Genomic DNA, 16,265 nt, shown 5'->3' with positions numbered 1-16,265 from the left:
TAATTGTAATACCACGTGCTTTTTCTTCAGGTGCAGAGTCGATTGCAGCGTAATCTTTCGCTTCGCCACCGAATTTCTTCGCACATACAGTTGCAATTGCAGCTGTTAAAGTTGTTTTACCATGGTCAACGTGACCAATTGTGCCCACGTTAACGTGTGGCTTATTACGTTCAAACTTAGCCTTAGCCATGTTTATATTCCTCGTTTACGTCGAACACAATTCTGAGCAAAACCCAGCATCGACTTGCTTGCCTAAAAAAATAGACACCCTGATACTTGAAAAGCAGACTAATAAGCCTGCTTTTGAAATCTTGTGCAACAAAGTTGCTAAACTGTAATCTGGAGCTCTTATCGAGATTTGAACTCGAGACCTCTCCCTTACCAAGGGAGTGCTCTACCACTGAGCTATAAGAGCAAATTTAGTACTTCAATGGAGCGGGAGACGAGGGTCGAACTCGCGACATGCAGCTTGGAAGGCTGCCGCTCTACCAACTGAGCTACTCCCGCACGATGTTGGTACATTCCACTTAATTGAAGTCTTAAAATTGGTGGTGAGGGAAGGATTCGAACCTTCGAAACTTTCGTAGCGGAGTTACAGTCCGCCCCCTTTGACCGCTCGGGAACCTCACCATTTTACACTTACTTCAGTGTCGTTCTTCAACCATACTCAAAATCTCTAAGATGGTGCCGGCACACGGATTCGAACTGTGGACCTACTGATTACAAGTCAGTTGCTCTACCAACTGAGCTATGCCGGCGCTTCTTAGTGTTTCGTACGTTTCGTATCGGAACGGTGTGCAGTTTAGCAAATCTTGAAATCCTTGCAAGTGTTTTTTCTAAAAAAAACGTGAAAAACTCATAAAATCAAACCATTTGATGATAATTCAACCGATTTGATCACTGCGCGAGCTTTTATTTGCGTTTCATTCCATTCAGATTCAGGATTTGAGTCATAAACCACCCCTGCTCCAGCCTGAACATAGACCTTATTTTCACGAATTACACAGGTACGAATGGCAATCGACATGTCCATTTCACCATGCCAGCCTAAATAACCAACAGCACCACCAAAAATTCCGCGTTTTACTGGCTCAACTTCGTCAATAATTTCCATCGCACGTATTTTTGGCGCGCCTGAAAGTGTTCCTGCAGGGAATGTTGCTTTAAAAACATCCAAAGCATCTACATCGTCACGTACTTCACCCTGCACATTCGACACAATATGCATCACATGCGAATAGCGTTCGATCACCATTTGATCAGTCACATGAACTTTACCAATTTTTGAAACACGACCCACATCATTTCGACCTAAATCAATCAGCATTAAATGCTCAGCGATTTCTTTTTCATCTGAAAGCAGATCTTTTTCTAAAGCCAAGTCTTCTTCTTTGGTTTTGCCACGTGGACGAGTGCCCGCCAATGGACGCACAGTAGCGACACCATTTTCTAAACGTGACAAAATTTCCGGCGAAGACCCTACAATGTGAAATGGGGTGTTATTGCCCAAGGTCTGCCCTTGTACAAGGAACAAATATGGCGAAGGATTAAGATGACGTAATGCGCGATAAACTTGTAATGGTTCGCCATCAAAGTCTGACACCATACGATGACCTGGCACCACCTGCATCACATCCCCTGCTCGGATGTAATCTTTTACTTTTTCAATGGACGCCAAAAAGTTGTCATGGCCTGTTAAAGACTCAAAGTGTGGTGCAGTGTGTTTGATGGCTTTTAAGCTGACAGGCGTCGCAAGTATATCTTCCAGTTCATCTAATTGTGCTTGTGCTTTACTATAGGCATCGGCGTCATTTGCATCCGCATGCACAATTAAAAACAGCGTGTCTTTTAAGTTATCAAACACAATCACGGTTTTAGACAGCATCATCCAAATATCTGGCAATCCAACTGGATCGTCCGCAGGTACATTTTTTAGCTTTGGTTCGATATAACGCACCGCATCATAACCAAAGTAGCCCACCAAACCACCTGTAAAGCTTGGTAAGCCCGGCAAGTCCTGTTGGGTTGGAACTTTAAACTGTGATTGAAAGTCGCGGATATATTGAAATGGATCGAGGCAGGCTTGCTCACTCAGACTGCCATCGGCAGCTTTCACAGTAAGCACACCTTCATTGCATGAAAATACAGTGGACTCGCCCAAACCAATAATCGAATAACGTGCCCAGTTTTCACCCCCCTCAACCGATTCAAACAAATAGGCTTGTTGGTGCTGTTTTAAACGCGCAAAAATAGACAGCGGTGTATCTGTATCTGCTAAACGCTGACGATACACTGGGATAAGGTTATAGCCTTGTTGAGCGAGTTGCTGAAATTGTGCTGATGTTGTCATGTGGTTTTTCTCTTTTAAATAGGGTTACTCAGTATGTAAATAAAATTGAACTGAGCGACGCCATCGAAAAACCTTACAACTATTCATTTTCTTTCCTTAGTACCCTTTGCTAAGCCAGCAGTTCACGTAAATCATCCACAATTAACTGTGGCTGACAGTCTGCTATATTTTCACCATGATTATAGCCATAGCTGACCACAATACAATCAATACCCGCACGGCGTGACGCTTCAACATCATTTGAAGAGTCTCCCACCATCAATACATGTGCCGAACTGACCTGATAATGTTCGACACAATGATTCAACTGACGTGGATGTGGTTTACGTTCTTCAAAGCGATCGCCACCAATCACATCATCAAAATAATGCAACATATCCAAAGTTTCTAAAATCGTTCGTGCCGGTTGCTCTGGTTTATTGGTCACACAGACCAAAGTTTTGCCTTGTGCTTTTGCCCAATCCAAAAACTGAAGCACCCCAACAAATGGACGGGTTTCTGCGCATGGATCAGCATTATAAATTTTTAAGAATGTTGCCAACAGTTGTTGGTGCTGTGCAGGATCCACCGTTACGGTTAAGTGCTCCAACACACTACGACAAAAAAGAGCAGTACCCTTTCCAATCCAAGCACGCACTTGTTCTTCACTCACCGCTGGAAGTTGCAATACATTGAGACTCATATTCATGGCCAGATATAAGTCGGCTGCGGAATCGACCAAGGTTCCATCCAAGTCAAATAGAAAGACTTCACGGTCTTGCAACTTCACATCAAACATAACACCCTCAATTTTTTCATTTTCATTTCAAACCATACATTTCATCTGCTTGAGATGCAATTATGGTCTATATCTTTTATATCAATACAACAAAGGCATGCGATTGCATGCCTTTAGCGTTCGCAACTTCGGGTTTATTTAAAAATAAACCATGCAACAAGCGCAAGAATAATTAACACAATCAGACTCATTAGCCCCAAAGATGCATTTTTTTGCTCAAGCTTTTCTTCTTCGGCACGTGTGATGGGTTGCTCAACAGGAATTGGTTTAGGCTCAGGCGTCACTGCACTAATATCTACACCTTCAGGAATTGGTGCAGGTTTAGGTACAGAAACATTTTGAGGCATTCCATCACGATTGAGCTGTACATTGCTATCGCGCTCACCTAGCTGTGTCATGCCCTGATCACTCAATTGCTGCGCAGCTGTTTTCACTTCTTCGACTACAGGTGCAACTGTTGGCTCAGGCTGAATACTTAACTCAGACACCGCAACAGCTTCAGCAGGTTGACGTAGTGGAGTCACTGGTGCATCTACAGAAGCTGCCACAGCAACAACCGTAAATTTAGTCGCACTGGCAAACTGCACCACATCACCTGCGTGCAATTCAACTTCTTCTGTAGCCAGACGAGTATCATTGACAAAAGTCCCGTTTGAAGAACCTAAGTCTTGCACCCATAACGCTTGTTCTTTGAGCAAAAAAGCCGCATGTTTACGTGAAATATCTGCTTGTGCCAACACAATATCTGCTGCTTGATGGCGTCCAACCAAAAGGTCACGCTCAATATTGATCTCTTGCGCCGCCAAGTCGCCACCTAGGGCTTTTATTTTCCAAGTCATGAAATTGCTTCTCTACATGATTTTTTAGCATCATAGCATGCTGAATCAAGAAAGCTTTAACACCCCTGTTAAAGTTTGATTCAGCATGTGAGCATCATGTTTATTGGTTGTTTTTGTTGGCTGGTACACCGTTTGGCACTGTAATTGTCTGACGCTTTAATGCTGGCTCTATGGCGACAGGTGTCGTTACCACTTTGGCCGCAGGTACCGTTTGTGCCACAGGAGCAGTAGGCACAGCTTGATAGGTGGTACCCGTCACATTAGATGCAAGTTTTGAAACTGGCAAACGCTGTTGATAGACATCCTCTACCTGCTCTGGCAATTTCGCAAAGCCACCATCAGCGTCTAAAGCCAACTGTAAGCTATACAATTGATTATAACGTTGCTGAGTCAAACGGCGACTTTCGTTGCTATTACCAATAATGGTCGGGTGAATAAAGACCAATAAATTACGCTTTTTATTGGATTTTCCATCGGAGCGAAATAAGCGACCTAAGCCTGGAATTGCACCCAAGCCAGGAACTGCCTGCCGTAGATAAGATGTGTTATCTGAAATTAGACCACCGAGTACAATTGTTTGCCCATGCTCAGCCAAAATAGAGGTCTTTAAAGCACGTTTACTGGTCACCAAATCAGATGCTTGCCCTTTGTTGGCTTTTACATCTGAAACTTCTTGCTCCACCTCTAAACGAACAGAGCCACCTTCGCCAATGTGTGGCACCACCTTTAAGGTCACACCCACATCTTTACGTTCGATTGTTGTATAGGGATTGGCTGTACCCGCTGAGCTGGTAGACACTGAGCCTGTGACGAAAGGTACGTTTTCACCGACCACAATATAGGCTTCTTCATTGTCCATCGTCACAATTGAAGGTGTAGATAACAAATTGGATTTGGTGTTTTCTTTTAAGGCTTGGATCATTGCACCATAAAGCTTACGTGAGCCATCACTGCCTTCTTTATAATCACCTAAGACCAAGGACGTCCCTGCACTCACCGCACTGGCCGCTCCCAAAGCACCATTTGCTACCGCACCTGCTGCAATCTGACCTAAGCTAGAGCCAATATTATCGAAGTTAATAATACCAATACCGCTACTAATATCCCCCAATGCCCACTGTACGCCGAGTTGATCTGCATCATTGCCTTCAACTTCAATAATCGCCGCTTCAATCAACACTTGCTGACGGCGTGTATCTAGTTGCTGAATCGCAGATTCAATTTCACGCATTAACTGAGGATCAGCCTTCACTACCAATGCGTTCTGAGTTGCATCGGCAATAATACTAATGCCATTACCGTTAAACGTAGTGATATTATTTTGGTTAGCGCTACTGTTATTCGAATTTAAATTAATACTCGAACCCGTATTATTATTTGAGCCATTATTCGACGTTGAATTGTTATTCATTAAACTATTCATGGTCGAATTGGTATTTGAAGAAGATGATCCTTTAGACGAATCTGTCGATGAGACTGCTTGCCCCGTGACTAAGCCTTGTAAAATCTCTGCCAAGTTTTTTGCGCTGGCATATTTTAAACGGAAAACTTTTAAGCCACCCAAACGATCTGCAGATGGCACATCCAACATTTCAATCATTTGGCGGATACGTTTACGCGATGCCGTATCGCCTTTAATCACGATTCGATTGGTTCGATTATCCGCAATAATACGCACACGTGCGCCTTTCAAATCTTTGGCCGCACCTGTAGAGCTCATAGAGTCCAATAAGCCAATCATTTCTTCTGCTTGACTCGACTGTAAGGTCACCGCTTCAATGTCATTTTGACCTGTGCCATCAAGGTTACGAATAATCGTTTCCAGCTGATAAATATTACTTGCACGATCTGAAACAATTAAAGCATTCGTCCCTGCAACCCCAGACAAATGCGCAAACTGTGGCATGAGTGGGCGTAGTGCAGGAATCAAATCATTGGCATTGGTATTATCCAGCCAAATCACACGCGTTACGATTTGATCACCCGTTGCACGATGGCGTGCATCATAAGGAACACCTGAGCTTTTCACATTACTGTCTGGCACCAATTTAATGGTATTGCCTGACGGAATGGCAACCACACCATTGACATTCAATACGCCTAAAAAGAGATCATAAACCTCACTTTTATTCAGTGGCTTATTTGAAATGACCGTGACATTGCCTCGAACCCGTGGGTCTACGGCAAAGTTTTTACCTGTAATGTCTGCAACTTCGTTAATAAATGCAGTTAAGTCTGCATCACGTAAATTAATTTTCCATGTCTGTGCATAGCTGGCAGTGCTGACCATAGCCACCAGCGGCGCCAAAGCATAGGCGGCCAATATTGGACGATTATTATTGAATAAAGCCATAACTACTCGTGTTTCCTAACCTGCTTTAGTGATCACACATCACTTCAAATCCTGTTGTACGGTTACCACTTGATCACCGCGTTTTATTTCGAGCTTGACCTGACCCTCACGTCGAGCTTGTTCTAATAATTGTGCTTCTGTTCGCCCTTGCCCAACCGTTTGACCATTGAGCGACATAATACGGTCGCCAGGTTGCAAACCAAGTTTATTGCGTAGCCCTACGGGTGTACGCGCTGTAACTTCATAACCACTGCCATTTGCCGACGACCCAATTCCCATATCTTGTAAATACTGATCACGGTTTTCTTGTATCTGTTGTACTGCTTGGCCTATGGCACTACTGGGCTGTGTATTTTGTGTATTGGCGGGTGCAGATGCACCTGTATTGCTATTTGATGCATTGGGATTAAATTCTGGAACAATCGGTTGATCTAAACCATTTTCCATACCTTTAAACTTGAGTTCACGCACTGCGCCACTGTTGTTTCTTAAAATCACACGATCCCAATACACTTCAGACAAACTATAGTTGGAACCTAAAATCATCTCACCCACGCGATAACGATCGGCAACTTCATTGACCTTAATCACGGCTGAAGAGAATTGGCTTGGATAACCTTGTACTACACCTTGCAAACTCATATTTAACTGCTGATCCGCTGCAGATGTATTGGCAGCTTCTTGAAAAAGTGCGAATGAGCTGATATTGGGTACTTGAGCTTGCTGTGAACCCAATTCCACCCGCTCGATTTGCATGACTTGGGGTGGCGCTAATAGCAACCAAAGTAAAGCGGCTAACTTCCAACATAAAATTAAAATCGCGATGGCCAGTACCACAGGTGCGATACGATCTGCTTGCTTTAAATCCAGTTGTTTAATTTTATCCATCCACGCACTCATTACATGCCACCTCGTATCAATGGCTGACGTGAGCTCACTACATAAGTATCTAAGCCAGCTTTTCCATCATAAGAAGCAACATTCATTAATAAGCGCTGTGTCAATTGCACATCCAGCATTAGGCTGGCATCCAATTGCAAATTCATCATTTTTTGTTCACGTTGATCACGCACATCGATGAGCAACTTACCTTGTTCATCTGAGAGCTTAGCCATTAAAGACGGAATCGTCATTCGGTCTTGTCGTTGTGCATAGGTATAAATTAACTCACCACCCGCCCATTGCAATTGACCTTCTGCCTGCGTAAAACCTTGGCTTGGATGGTATCGAACCGCAACATCTTTTAATTGAATAGCATTCACGGGCCACTGCCAATCGGCTAAACTTTTGAGTGTTTCTGGCGCAATCTGCCCATTCATATCTTGAACATGTAGCGTTTTACCTAAGCCATAGCCTAGCACTGCATCAAGCTTGGTATTGCCACTATGAATTTCAACATTTGCACCCAAGCGCAGTAAAATTAAATCCCAAGGCCGAGTTTTCCAACTGACTGACCCTGTTAACTGATCTTTTTTCCAATCTGCCTGCCCACGCCAAATATTGCCACTGACGTTATGAAGGGTCTGATTATTTTTATAAAATTTTGAAAAAATCCATGCTGCTGGTACTTGCAACAGGATAAAAATAAAAAAACTAATGACAGCAAAGATCAACCATCTGATTTGCTTTGGTTTCTTGCTCATCCTGCCCCAACTGAAATTATCATTTTTCTTCCATGAAACTCGCATTCTTTATAGACACATTATGCACACTTTTTCCACAACGCCAATTCATAGGGATAAAAAAACCAAGCAAAAATGCTTGGTTTTTTATCTTAGCGTCCAATCATGACGATGCCATGACCAATTGCCTCGAAGTTTGCGTCAACTTAGATAATAAAATCTTCTAACTTCGCACCTTTTTCAAGTTCTGCAACCAACCAACGAGGTTGTTTACCACGACCTGTCCAAGTGTCTTCTGGATTTGCTTTGCTACGGTAACGTGGCTCTACTGATTTACGCACAGTTTTTTTACGTTTGCTTACACCAAATTCTAAAATTTGTTCAATCGTTAAACCTACATTTTCTGCGATTTCTAGGATTTGATTATAGGCATCTTCAACTGCTTGATCTTTTTTAGAGGCAATTAAAGCTTCCGCTTCAACCTGTAGTCGTTTTAATTCTTCTACAGATAAATTACTGATGTCTGGCATTACATTAACTCCGAGTTTCATTTTATTTTGTTTTGTAAAACACGCTCATCATATTTATATTACAATTAATATTCAATAAAAATAAAAATAAAAAACATGTTTTCACTAATCTTCACAAAATATATATACCTCGAATTTAAATGATATTAGAAACACTTAATTCTATTTCTTTTATTTTTAAACGTACGCGCTCTGGAATTGCTGTTTTCTTCATATTGATTTTATCTACACAAACAATGACTGCCTCTCCTTGAGCAATAACTGCTTGTTGCTTTTCACTCCATAAAACATAACTCATTCTTAATGCACTATTTCGGAGCTCTTCAATACGTGTGGCCACACTTAATGTATCGGGATAAAATACAGGTTTTAAATATTGACACTGACTCGAAGCCACAACTGTAAATACATCGGTCGAAAATATATCTAAAGCATCAAAATATAGAATTCGCGCGCTTTCCATATAACGATAATAAACCGTATTATTTACATGACCAAAAGCATCCATATCCCCCCATGCAACAACTTGCTTGAGAATAATTGGATAATGCTTGATTAAGTCCATTTATAATTTTCCTTTAAATTTTAATTTTCACAAAATTCGCATTATTTTCAAAAATAAGATTTAACTGTTGCACTAAATCTTCTTGACCTTGCAAAAAAGACTTAATTCTTAAATAACTCATCAACACATCATCTGGATATAACTGCAACAGTGCTTCTGCATCTTGAATACGCCCTGTGGCCATATACACATGCCATTTTGCAAAACTTAATACAGGCAATGCAGGATAACGACTTTCCCAAAGCGAAATTTGCTGCTCAGCCCGCTGATAGTCTGGGTTTTGACACAATAGTTGTTGCTCAAACCACAAATAAAACACCTCTTGATTGAATTGCTCTCCAAGCAAGTGCTCTGCGAGCTGTTGATGCTGCATGCCTAATTCTGGTAAACGCGCTAAAATCTTCAACCAAAGCACTTTAATATCATAAGGGCGCACCTCGATTTGTTCGCTTAAATCTAGATAGCGCTGTTGCAAACGTTGTAAATCAGCAACGGAGGCTTGATCAAATGCCTTTAACAACTGCTTTAACCAGACCTGCTTTGCAGTTTCATCTAAATGTCCGTAGCGCGTAGAATGTAAATATAACCACGGAAACTGCGCAGCAAACTGCCCCCACAAGCTAATTAAACGTTGCTCATATGCTTCTTTAACGTTATTTAACCAAGGGGATAATTCATGTTGATTTAAAAATTCCAGATGTGTGAGTGCTTGCTCACCATCATGCTTTGACAAAAAAATCTCAATACGCTGTTGTTCAGCTAGCTCAAATGCCATCGGATTTGCTTCATTTAAAGCAATTAAGGCTTCGTTATATTGTTGACGCATCCAATATAAACGCGCACTAATAATCCCTTTTAATAAACCTGATTGACTGAACACTTGTTGAATAAAGTTTTGCTGATCAGGACCTGCATTTAATAACCAAACCACTGCCAATTGCTCATAGGGATGCAATTGATTAAAACTAAAAACAGTTTCAATTTTACGTTGCTCACGGCTTAAATAACGTTTTACGGTTAACCAAAGCATTTGAACAATAAAGCTTAATAAAATTAAACAGAAAATTAAAACCCACAGATTGGTTTGTATTTGCCATTCACGCCAATATAAATAAACATAGCCAGCACCATAACCATAGCTCAACAAACTAAATAATGCGGTACATAATAAGCCGACAAAGAGATAGGCTAAAATGATCTGCTTCATATTGGCTTATCCGATTAAAGTTCGTGTATTTAATACAGGTGCAGTAAATACAGGGGATTGTTTTAGTTGATGTATACGCTGAATAAAATGCTGGGTGTTGATATCTGGAAGTTGTTTTAAACTCTTTTCAATCGATGTCAACTCAATTTGAAAGGCTTGATATTGCCCTTTCTGTAAAAGTTGCTGTGCATTTAATAAGCGCAATTGGGCTTCTTTTAAAACCAATGAACGTTGCATTAAAACCGCACTTGGTCGATCGACAGATTCAATTTGAATCCAACGCTTTAAAAATGACTGATCTTGTTGTTCTGGCAAACCAATATGTTGTTTTTGGATTTCTTTAGCCAATTCCGCATCCAATTGCTGGAGCAGATTCACCGTCTTTTGGTTTTGTGCATTCCGTGCATGTACAAATTGCACAATATTGCCCCGATCTTTTTCAATCACCTGATGCAAACTGATTTTCAAAGCAGGTGCCAAAGTATAGCTTTCTAAGTTCTGATCCAATTTCATCAGCTTATCTAAAGCCAAAGTATATTGTTGTTGCTGTAAGGCAAACTCAATGTAATCCAACTGCATTGCAATGAGCTTGCTTGGCGCCATCTGCTCAACTGGAATCGGATCGACTTGTGCACTTGGAGCAACATTTGTGGTCAATGGCTCGCCTATTTGTCGTTTTAATGCCGCCATTTGATCATTTAAGCTGGCATTGCGTTGTTCTAATTGGCTTTGATGCTGTTGCGCCTGTTGCTGCTGCCCTTGCAACAGGTAAACGTCATAACTTAACTTCAGCAACCATAATGCCAGTACAACCACCAACAAGATAGACAGTTTCTTCATGTATTCCCTTGCACAGCATGAAGCTGTTTTAAAATAGTATCCTGTTTTAAATCTTCGAGCTGTATCACCTGATACCCCAATTGATGCTCATGACAAGATTGCTCGACCAGATGAGTCACTCGCTCAGCCAGAACAAAACAATATATTGAGATCTGTCCAAGCGAATAGTGCTGTGCTAATCGTAGCCAATTACGCCAACTGGCCTCACTACTCACCAGTAATACACAAAGCGAAGCCTCACGAATGAACACCAAATTTTCTTGCAAGCTTTGCTCTGTAGAGGTTGGGCAATAGCGTCGATACAACACAAAATTGAGAACTTGAATCCCTTGTGTAGCTAAAGTATCCATCATAAATTGACGGCCACCTTCTCCACGCCAAAACGCAATCCGCGCCGTTCGACCAAGTCGTTGTAGCACAGGTAAACGTAGCATGCCTTCCGAGGTTTCAACTTCGGGCACTTGGCTTTCGAAGCCATATTGCAATAGTGCTTGTGCTGTTGCTTGCCCGACCGCAATCCACTGAATATTGTGTAAATCTTCAGGCTTGCCACCAGCTTGAGCCAAGGCCTGCATGCCAAATTCCACCGCTGCTGGACTCACCACAACAATCACCTGCACTTCGTTTATTTGGGCAAATAAAGTCGCAAGTGATTCAGACCACGGCATCGCCTCAAGTGCTAGCAGAGGAAGTTCTAATACAGTCAATCCCTCAGCTTGTAATGCTGACGTCAGCTGCTGAGCGCGATCTGCGGGTCGAGTGTTAATAAACAACATGGCGTGAAGGATAAAACGTGTTTAGTACAAGGCTTTCAATAAATCGCCAGCACCTTGCTCCAGCAAATCTTTGGCTAAGGCCACACCTAGTGCTTCTGCATCTGTCGTTGCACCTTGTTGGGTTGCTTGTAGGAGCGTTAAGCCATCAACACTACCGACACGCCCTTCAATGTGCAATCCATCCTGTTGCAAGGTCGCATAACCTGCGATTGGCACCTGACAACCACCTTCCAAATAGGCATTAAAAGCGCGTTCCGCACGTACGCAGGCATTGGTTTCGTCATGCATTAAAGGCAAGATATAATCCAATACTGTGCTGTCTGCTTCACGGCATTCTAGGCCCAATGCACCTTGGCCCACAGCAGGCAAACTTAATTCAGCGGCTAAGCTATGACGAATGCGATCAGCCAAACCAAGGCGTTTTAAACCTGCGCTGGCCAAAATAATCGCATCATATAACCCTGCATCAAGTTTAGATAAACGTGTGCCCACATTGCCACGTAAATCAATAATTTCGAGGTCTGGACGGCTTTTTAAAATCTGACATTTACGGCGCAAGCTTGATGTGCCCACCTTAGCGCCCTGAGGCAAGTCTGCAAAGCTTGCATAAGTATTTGAAACAAAAGCATCGAGCGGATCTTCACGCTCACAAATTACTGCCAGCGTTAAACCCTCAGGTAATGCCATTGGCACATCCTTCATGGAATGTACGGCTAGGTCTGCACGACCATCTAATAAAGCGGCTTCAAGTTCTTTAACAAATAAACCTTTACCACCGATTTTAGCCAAGGGTGTGTCTAAAATTTTGTCACCCTGAGTTACAAATGTAACCAACTCCACCTGCAAACCTTGGTGCAGGGCTTCGAGACGAGCTTTAATGTGCTCCGCTTGCCAAAGTGCAAGCGGGCTTTGTCGTGTTGCAATCTTCAGGGTTTTCATAACATTCAAATAACAGTCAATATGAACACATTCTAAACTTAACTGTCTTACATTGAAATGCAATATGTTTAAGGCACAAATACGCGATTAAAGATTATAGTTTTTGTATGCGCTCTCTTAAACTGGGTAAATGTCGGCGACTCACTGCCAAGCGCTCTTCCAGTTCACGACAGCGTACTTGATATTGCCCCGAACTTACTACTTCTAAGCCATCTAAATAACTCACTGACACCAAAGCATTACGATGGATTCTAATGAATTGGTCCCCAAATTCGAGTTCTAAATCTTTCAATGTTTCATCAATCAAAACACTGCCATTTTTATGTCTTACCGTGACATATTTTTGATCCGCCAAAAAATAGTAAATATTTTCTACAGGCACCAATTCCACACCACGATAAGTCTTTGCCGCAATCTGATGACGGCTGATTTTAAGTTCTTCCATATTTTCTTTTTGTTTTATACCGCTCATTTGAGCTTGAGTGAGTTTAACGAGATGATCTAAAACTTGTTGCAATTCCTGTTGCATCACGGGTTTAAGCAAATATCCCTCGGCATTGGATTTAAATGCATCCAGTGCATGGTGATCATAGGCCGTACAAAATACAATAGCTGGCATTGGATCCAGCTCACGTAAATGTTGTGCGCAAACCAAACCATCCATTTCAGGCATTTGAATATCTAATAAGATGACATCAGGTTCTAGGCTTTGTGCCAAATCAATCGCCTGTTGACCATGCGATGCTGTTGCCACAACTTGATGTCCCATCTGTGTGACCAAACGTGATAATCGCTCTACTGCCAGAGACTCATCATCACATATCAGGATGTCCATTTCTCCTCCTTACACAGTTCACTTTATTTATTTTTATAAGTGCGCGGTGCTGTTTTTTACTTATATTGATATTGTACAACGGTTGTAAACATTTCTTTTCCCGCATACGTTTGAAATGTCACTTGCGGTCCATAATAGGCCTTTAAGCGCTGATGTACATTTTCAACTGCAATACCATGTCCTTGGCGTAACTTTATTTTATCCTGAACAAAAGGATTAGTAATGACGATATTGACTTGATTTTGCGAAATTTCAATCAATATGCTTATCGTACTCTTTGTTAGAATTTTTTCAACTCCATGAAAAATACTATTTTCCACTAAAGGTTGTAAAGTTAGCAGTGGAATTTGTACGCGATCGTACATTTCTGGATTTACCAGTTTCCATTCCACACTCAAACGCTCACCTAAGCGAATTTGTTCAATGGCCAAATAACGCTGACACAACTCTACCTCGTCTTTTAGGCTCACCAATTTGAGTTCCTGAAAACTGGCCCGAAATAAGCGCGATAAATTCAACAACATTTGTTCAGCTTTATCGGGATCAATCGCAATTAAGCTAATGACGCTGTTCAGACTATTAAATAAAAAATGTGGATGAATACGCGCTTGCATCGCCTGAATTCGCGCATTCAACTCACTGTTTTGTTTACGCGCCCAAAGTTCTCTTAAATAAATATAACGAAAACAAATCGTTCCTAAAAGCACACCAAAACTTAAATGCATCAACACACCATCCCACACATGCGTTGCACTCAAGCCAGCCAGACTCAGGTTTTCACCAAAATAGATTAGGCTATTTATACTCAAGGTCGTCAACAACACCAAGACTTGTAGCAGTAAAAAGCCCAAAAACAACTTAAATTGTAGTTTTAATGGCGACAACCTCGCCTCAAAATATTCTGTTAAAGCAGCAAAAGCCAATAAAATCCAATTAATAAATAGTACATATTGCATGGTATGGGTAAAGCTCAAATTCTCCCAAGCTCTGGCCTGTGCCAAGGCCAATACCAAGGCCAAAATATTGCCCGCCCACAACAATTCCAGTAAATACTTCCCTCGACCAAAACGCGTTGCGAAGTAACTTAAGGTCGTGGTTGTTGACCGCTCACGAAAAGTTTGCAGGTCAGCTTCGGCAATGGGCGTTGAATTTGCTATACTCTTTTTAGTTCTACCGCTTTTTATCTTATTGAGCCGACATGACCACATCTTCTAATTCCTCTAATCCGTCACAAGCCCAAACTTCGGGTATGTGGGGCGGCCGTTTCGCTGAAGCAACCGATGCTTTTGTAGCTGAATTTACAGCATCTGTTCAATTTGACCAACGCTTTTATAAACAAGATATTGCAGGCTCTATTGCCCATGCAACTATGCTTGCAAAAGTTGGCGTTTTAACAGAACAAGAACGTGATGACATCATCACGGGCTTAACTGCAATTAAAGCAGATATTGAAGCTGGCAACTTCGAGTGGCGCATTGATCTAGAAGATGTGCACATGAACATTGAGTCACGTTTGACTCAGCGTATTGGCATCACAGGCAAAAAATTACATACGGGTCGTAGCCGTAACGACCAAGTGGCAACAGACATCCGCTTATATGTGCGTGATGAAATTGATGCGATTTTAGAATTATTGCAAAAATTGCAAAAAGGTATTTTGGGCTTAGCCGCTAAAAACACCAACACGATTATGCCGGGCTTTACACACTTACAAACTGCACAGCCAGTGACTTTTGGTCACCACTTAATGGCGTGGTTTGAAATGTTAGTACGTGACTCTGAGCGCTTAATTGACTGCCGTAAACGTACTAACCGTATGCCATTGGGCTCAGCGGCTCTTGCAGGTACAACCTACCCAATCGACCGTGCATATACAGCTGAGCTTCTAGGCTTTGAAGCTGTTGCTGAAAACTCACTCGATGCTGTATCTGACCGTGACTTTGGCATTGAATTTAATGCTGCTGCCTCACTCATCATGATGCATTTATCTCGTATGTCAGAAGAAATGATCCTTTGGACATCTGCACAATTTAAATTTGTGAATATTCCAGACCGCTTCTGCACAGGTTCATCAATCATGCCGCAGAAGAAAAACCCGGATGTACCTGAACTCATTCGTGGTAAAACTGGCCGTGTATATGGCGACCTCATGAGCTTATTAACGCTGATGAAAGGCCAACCTTTGGCATACAACAAAGACAACCAAGAAGACAAAGAACCATTATTTGATGCTATCGATACGGTTCGTGGTTCACTCATGGCATTTGCCGACATGATTCCTGCATTGGTTCCAAACATTGAAATCATGCGTGAAGCTGCCCTTCGTGGTTTCTCTACAGCAACTGACCTTGCAGACTACCTCGTGAAAAACGGCGTAGCATTCCGTGACGCACATGAAATTGTGGGTAAAGCGGTTGCGCTTGGCGTGCAAGAAAGCAAAGACTTGTCTGAATTAACACTTGAGCAATTACAACAGTTCTCAGATTTGATTCAAGCAGACGTATTTGAAAAAGCATTAACACTGGAAGCTTCTGTGAATGCGCGCAACCATATTGGTGGTACAGCGCCTGCACAAGTTGAAGCTGCTATTGCACGTGCTTACACACGTTTAGAAGCACTTTACGCTTAATC

At 42.0% G+C, this 16,265-nt stretch carries 16 protein-coding genes and 4 tRNA genes; 1 reads left to right on the top strand and 19 read right to left on the bottom strand.

Going from position 1 to position 16,265, the window contains the following annotated elements; all coding sequences use genetic code 11:
• From DYI81_RS02800 to DYI81_RS02710, 19 genes are all read right to left on the bottom strand, one after another.
• Positions 1 to 190 (bottom strand): GTP-binding protein (locus DYI81_RS02800; protein WP_240627330.1); only part of this gene is annotated, 190 nt, incomplete at its 3' end.
• 150 nt (positions 191 to 340) lie between these two features.
• Positions 341 to 415 (bottom strand) — tRNA-Thr (locus DYI81_RS02795).
• Positions 416 to 431: 16 nt separating this feature from the next.
• A tRNA-Gly gene (locus DYI81_RS02790) sits at positions 432 to 507 on the bottom strand.
• Between the two features lie 39 nt (positions 508 to 546).
• Positions 547 to 630 (bottom strand) — tRNA-Tyr (locus DYI81_RS02785).
• Positions 631 to 682: 52 nt separating this feature from the next.
• Positions 683 to 758 (bottom strand) — tRNA-Thr (locus tag DYI81_RS02780).
• A 98-nt stretch (positions 759 to 856) separates the two neighbouring features.
• Entirely contained in the window at positions 857 to 2,350 is a 1,494-nt protein-coding gene (trpE, locus tag DYI81_RS02775; RefSeq protein ID WP_106984292.1) for an anthranilate synthase component I, read from the bottom strand.
• A gap of 109 nt (positions 2,351 to 2,459) precedes the next feature.
• Positions 2,460 to 3,128 carry a phosphoglycolate phosphatase gene (locus DYI81_RS02770; RefSeq protein ID WP_106984291.1) on the bottom strand — a complete coding sequence of 223 codons (669 nt, stop codon included), beginning with the start codon at positions 3,126 to 3,128 and terminating at the stop codon, positions 2,460 to 2,462.
• A 134-nt stretch (positions 3,129 to 3,262) separates the two neighbouring features.
• The gene (locus tag DYI81_RS02765; RefSeq protein WP_106984290.1) at positions 3,263 to 3,967 is read right to left on the bottom strand and encodes an FHA domain-containing protein; all 705 of its coding nucleotides are present in this window, start codon (positions 3,965 to 3,967) and stop codon (positions 3,263 to 3,265) included.
• A 100-nt stretch (positions 3,968 to 4,067) separates the two neighbouring features.
• Complete coding sequence (gene gspD / locus DYI81_RS02760; protein WP_117006642.1) at positions 4,068 to 6,320, bottom strand: type II secretion system secretin GspD; 2,253 nt, start codon at positions 6,318 to 6,320, stop codon at positions 4,068 to 4,070.
• A 39-nt stretch (positions 6,321 to 6,359) separates the two neighbouring features.
• Entirely contained in the window at positions 6,360 to 7,220 is an 861-nt protein-coding gene (locus DYI81_RS02755) for a type II secretion system protein N (RefSeq protein WP_117006641.1), read from the bottom strand.
• On the bottom strand, positions 7,220 to 7,963 hold the full coding sequence (gspN, locus tag DYI81_RS02750) for a type II secretion system protein N (protein ID WP_106984287.1): 744 nt from the start codon (positions 7,961 to 7,963) through the stop codon (positions 7,220 to 7,222). The genes DYI81_RS02755 and gspN overlap by 1 nt, the downstream gene beginning before the upstream one ends.
• A 185-nt stretch (positions 7,964 to 8,148) precedes the next feature.
• Positions 8,149 to 8,493 (bottom strand): H-NS histone family protein, encoded by a 345-nt coding sequence (locus tag DYI81_RS02745; RefSeq protein WP_228198932.1) that lies wholly within the window; start codon positions 8,491 to 8,493, stop codon positions 8,149 to 8,151.
• A 115-nt stretch (positions 8,494 to 8,608) separates the two neighbouring features.
• Positions 8,609 to 9,037, bottom strand: a complete 429-nt coding sequence (locus tag DYI81_RS02740) for a thioesterase family protein (protein ID WP_117006639.1) — start codon at positions 9,035 to 9,037, stop codon at positions 8,609 to 8,611.
• Between the two features lie 13 nt (positions 9,038 to 9,050).
• Positions 9,051 to 10,244 carry a heme biosynthesis protein HemY gene (locus DYI81_RS02735; RefSeq protein ID WP_117006638.1) on the bottom strand — a complete coding sequence of 398 codons (1,194 nt, stop codon included), beginning with the start codon at positions 10,242 to 10,244 and terminating at the stop codon, positions 9,051 to 9,053.
• Positions 10,245 to 10,250: 6 nt separating this feature from the next.
• Positions 10,251 to 11,084 carry a hypothetical protein gene (locus tag DYI81_RS02730; protein ID WP_117006637.1) on the bottom strand — a complete coding sequence of 278 codons (834 nt, stop codon included), beginning with the start codon at positions 11,082 to 11,084 and terminating at the stop codon, positions 10,251 to 10,253.
• Positions 11,081 to 11,860, bottom strand: coding sequence for a uroporphyrinogen-III synthase (locus DYI81_RS02725; RefSeq protein ID WP_117006636.1), 780 nt, complete (start codon positions 11,858 to 11,860; stop codon positions 11,081 to 11,083). Before DYI81_RS02725 ends, DYI81_RS02730 begins: the two co-directional genes overlap by 4 nt.
• A 21-nt stretch (positions 11,861 to 11,881) precedes the next feature.
• Entirely contained in the window at positions 11,882 to 12,799 is a 918-nt protein-coding gene (gene hemC / locus DYI81_RS02720) for a hydroxymethylbilane synthase (protein WP_117006635.1), read from the bottom strand.
• Positions 12,800 to 12,893: 94 nt separating this feature from the next.
• On the bottom strand, positions 12,894 to 13,634 hold the full coding sequence (locus DYI81_RS02715; protein ID WP_117006634.1) for a LytTR family DNA-binding domain-containing protein: 741 nt from the start codon (positions 13,632 to 13,634) through the stop codon (positions 12,894 to 12,896).
• Between the two features lie 56 nt (positions 13,635 to 13,690).
• Positions 13,691 to 14,842 carry a histidine kinase gene (locus DYI81_RS02710; RefSeq protein ID WP_117006633.1) on the bottom strand — a complete coding sequence of 384 codons (1,152 nt, stop codon included), beginning with the start codon at positions 14,840 to 14,842 and terminating at the stop codon, positions 13,691 to 13,693.
• Here DYI81_RS02710 and argH point away from each other — a divergent pair.
• Positions 14,833 to 16,263 (top strand): argininosuccinate lyase, encoded by a 1,431-nt coding sequence (gene argH, locus DYI81_RS02705; protein ID WP_117006632.1) that lies wholly within the window; start codon positions 14,833 to 14,835, stop codon positions 16,261 to 16,263. The two genes, DYI81_RS02710 and argH, sit on opposite strands and share 10 nt — an antisense overlap.
• Positions 16,264 to 16,265: the final 2 nt, after the last annotated feature.

It is taken from the genome of Acinetobacter sp. SWAC5 (assembly GCF_003419885.1).
Taxonomy (GTDB): domain Bacteria; phylum Pseudomonadota; class Gammaproteobacteria; order Pseudomonadales; family Moraxellaceae; genus Acinetobacter; species Acinetobacter cumulans.
The sequence above is the reverse complement of the archived record's forward strand: the minus strand, read 5'-3'. Positions and strand labels throughout refer to the sequence as shown.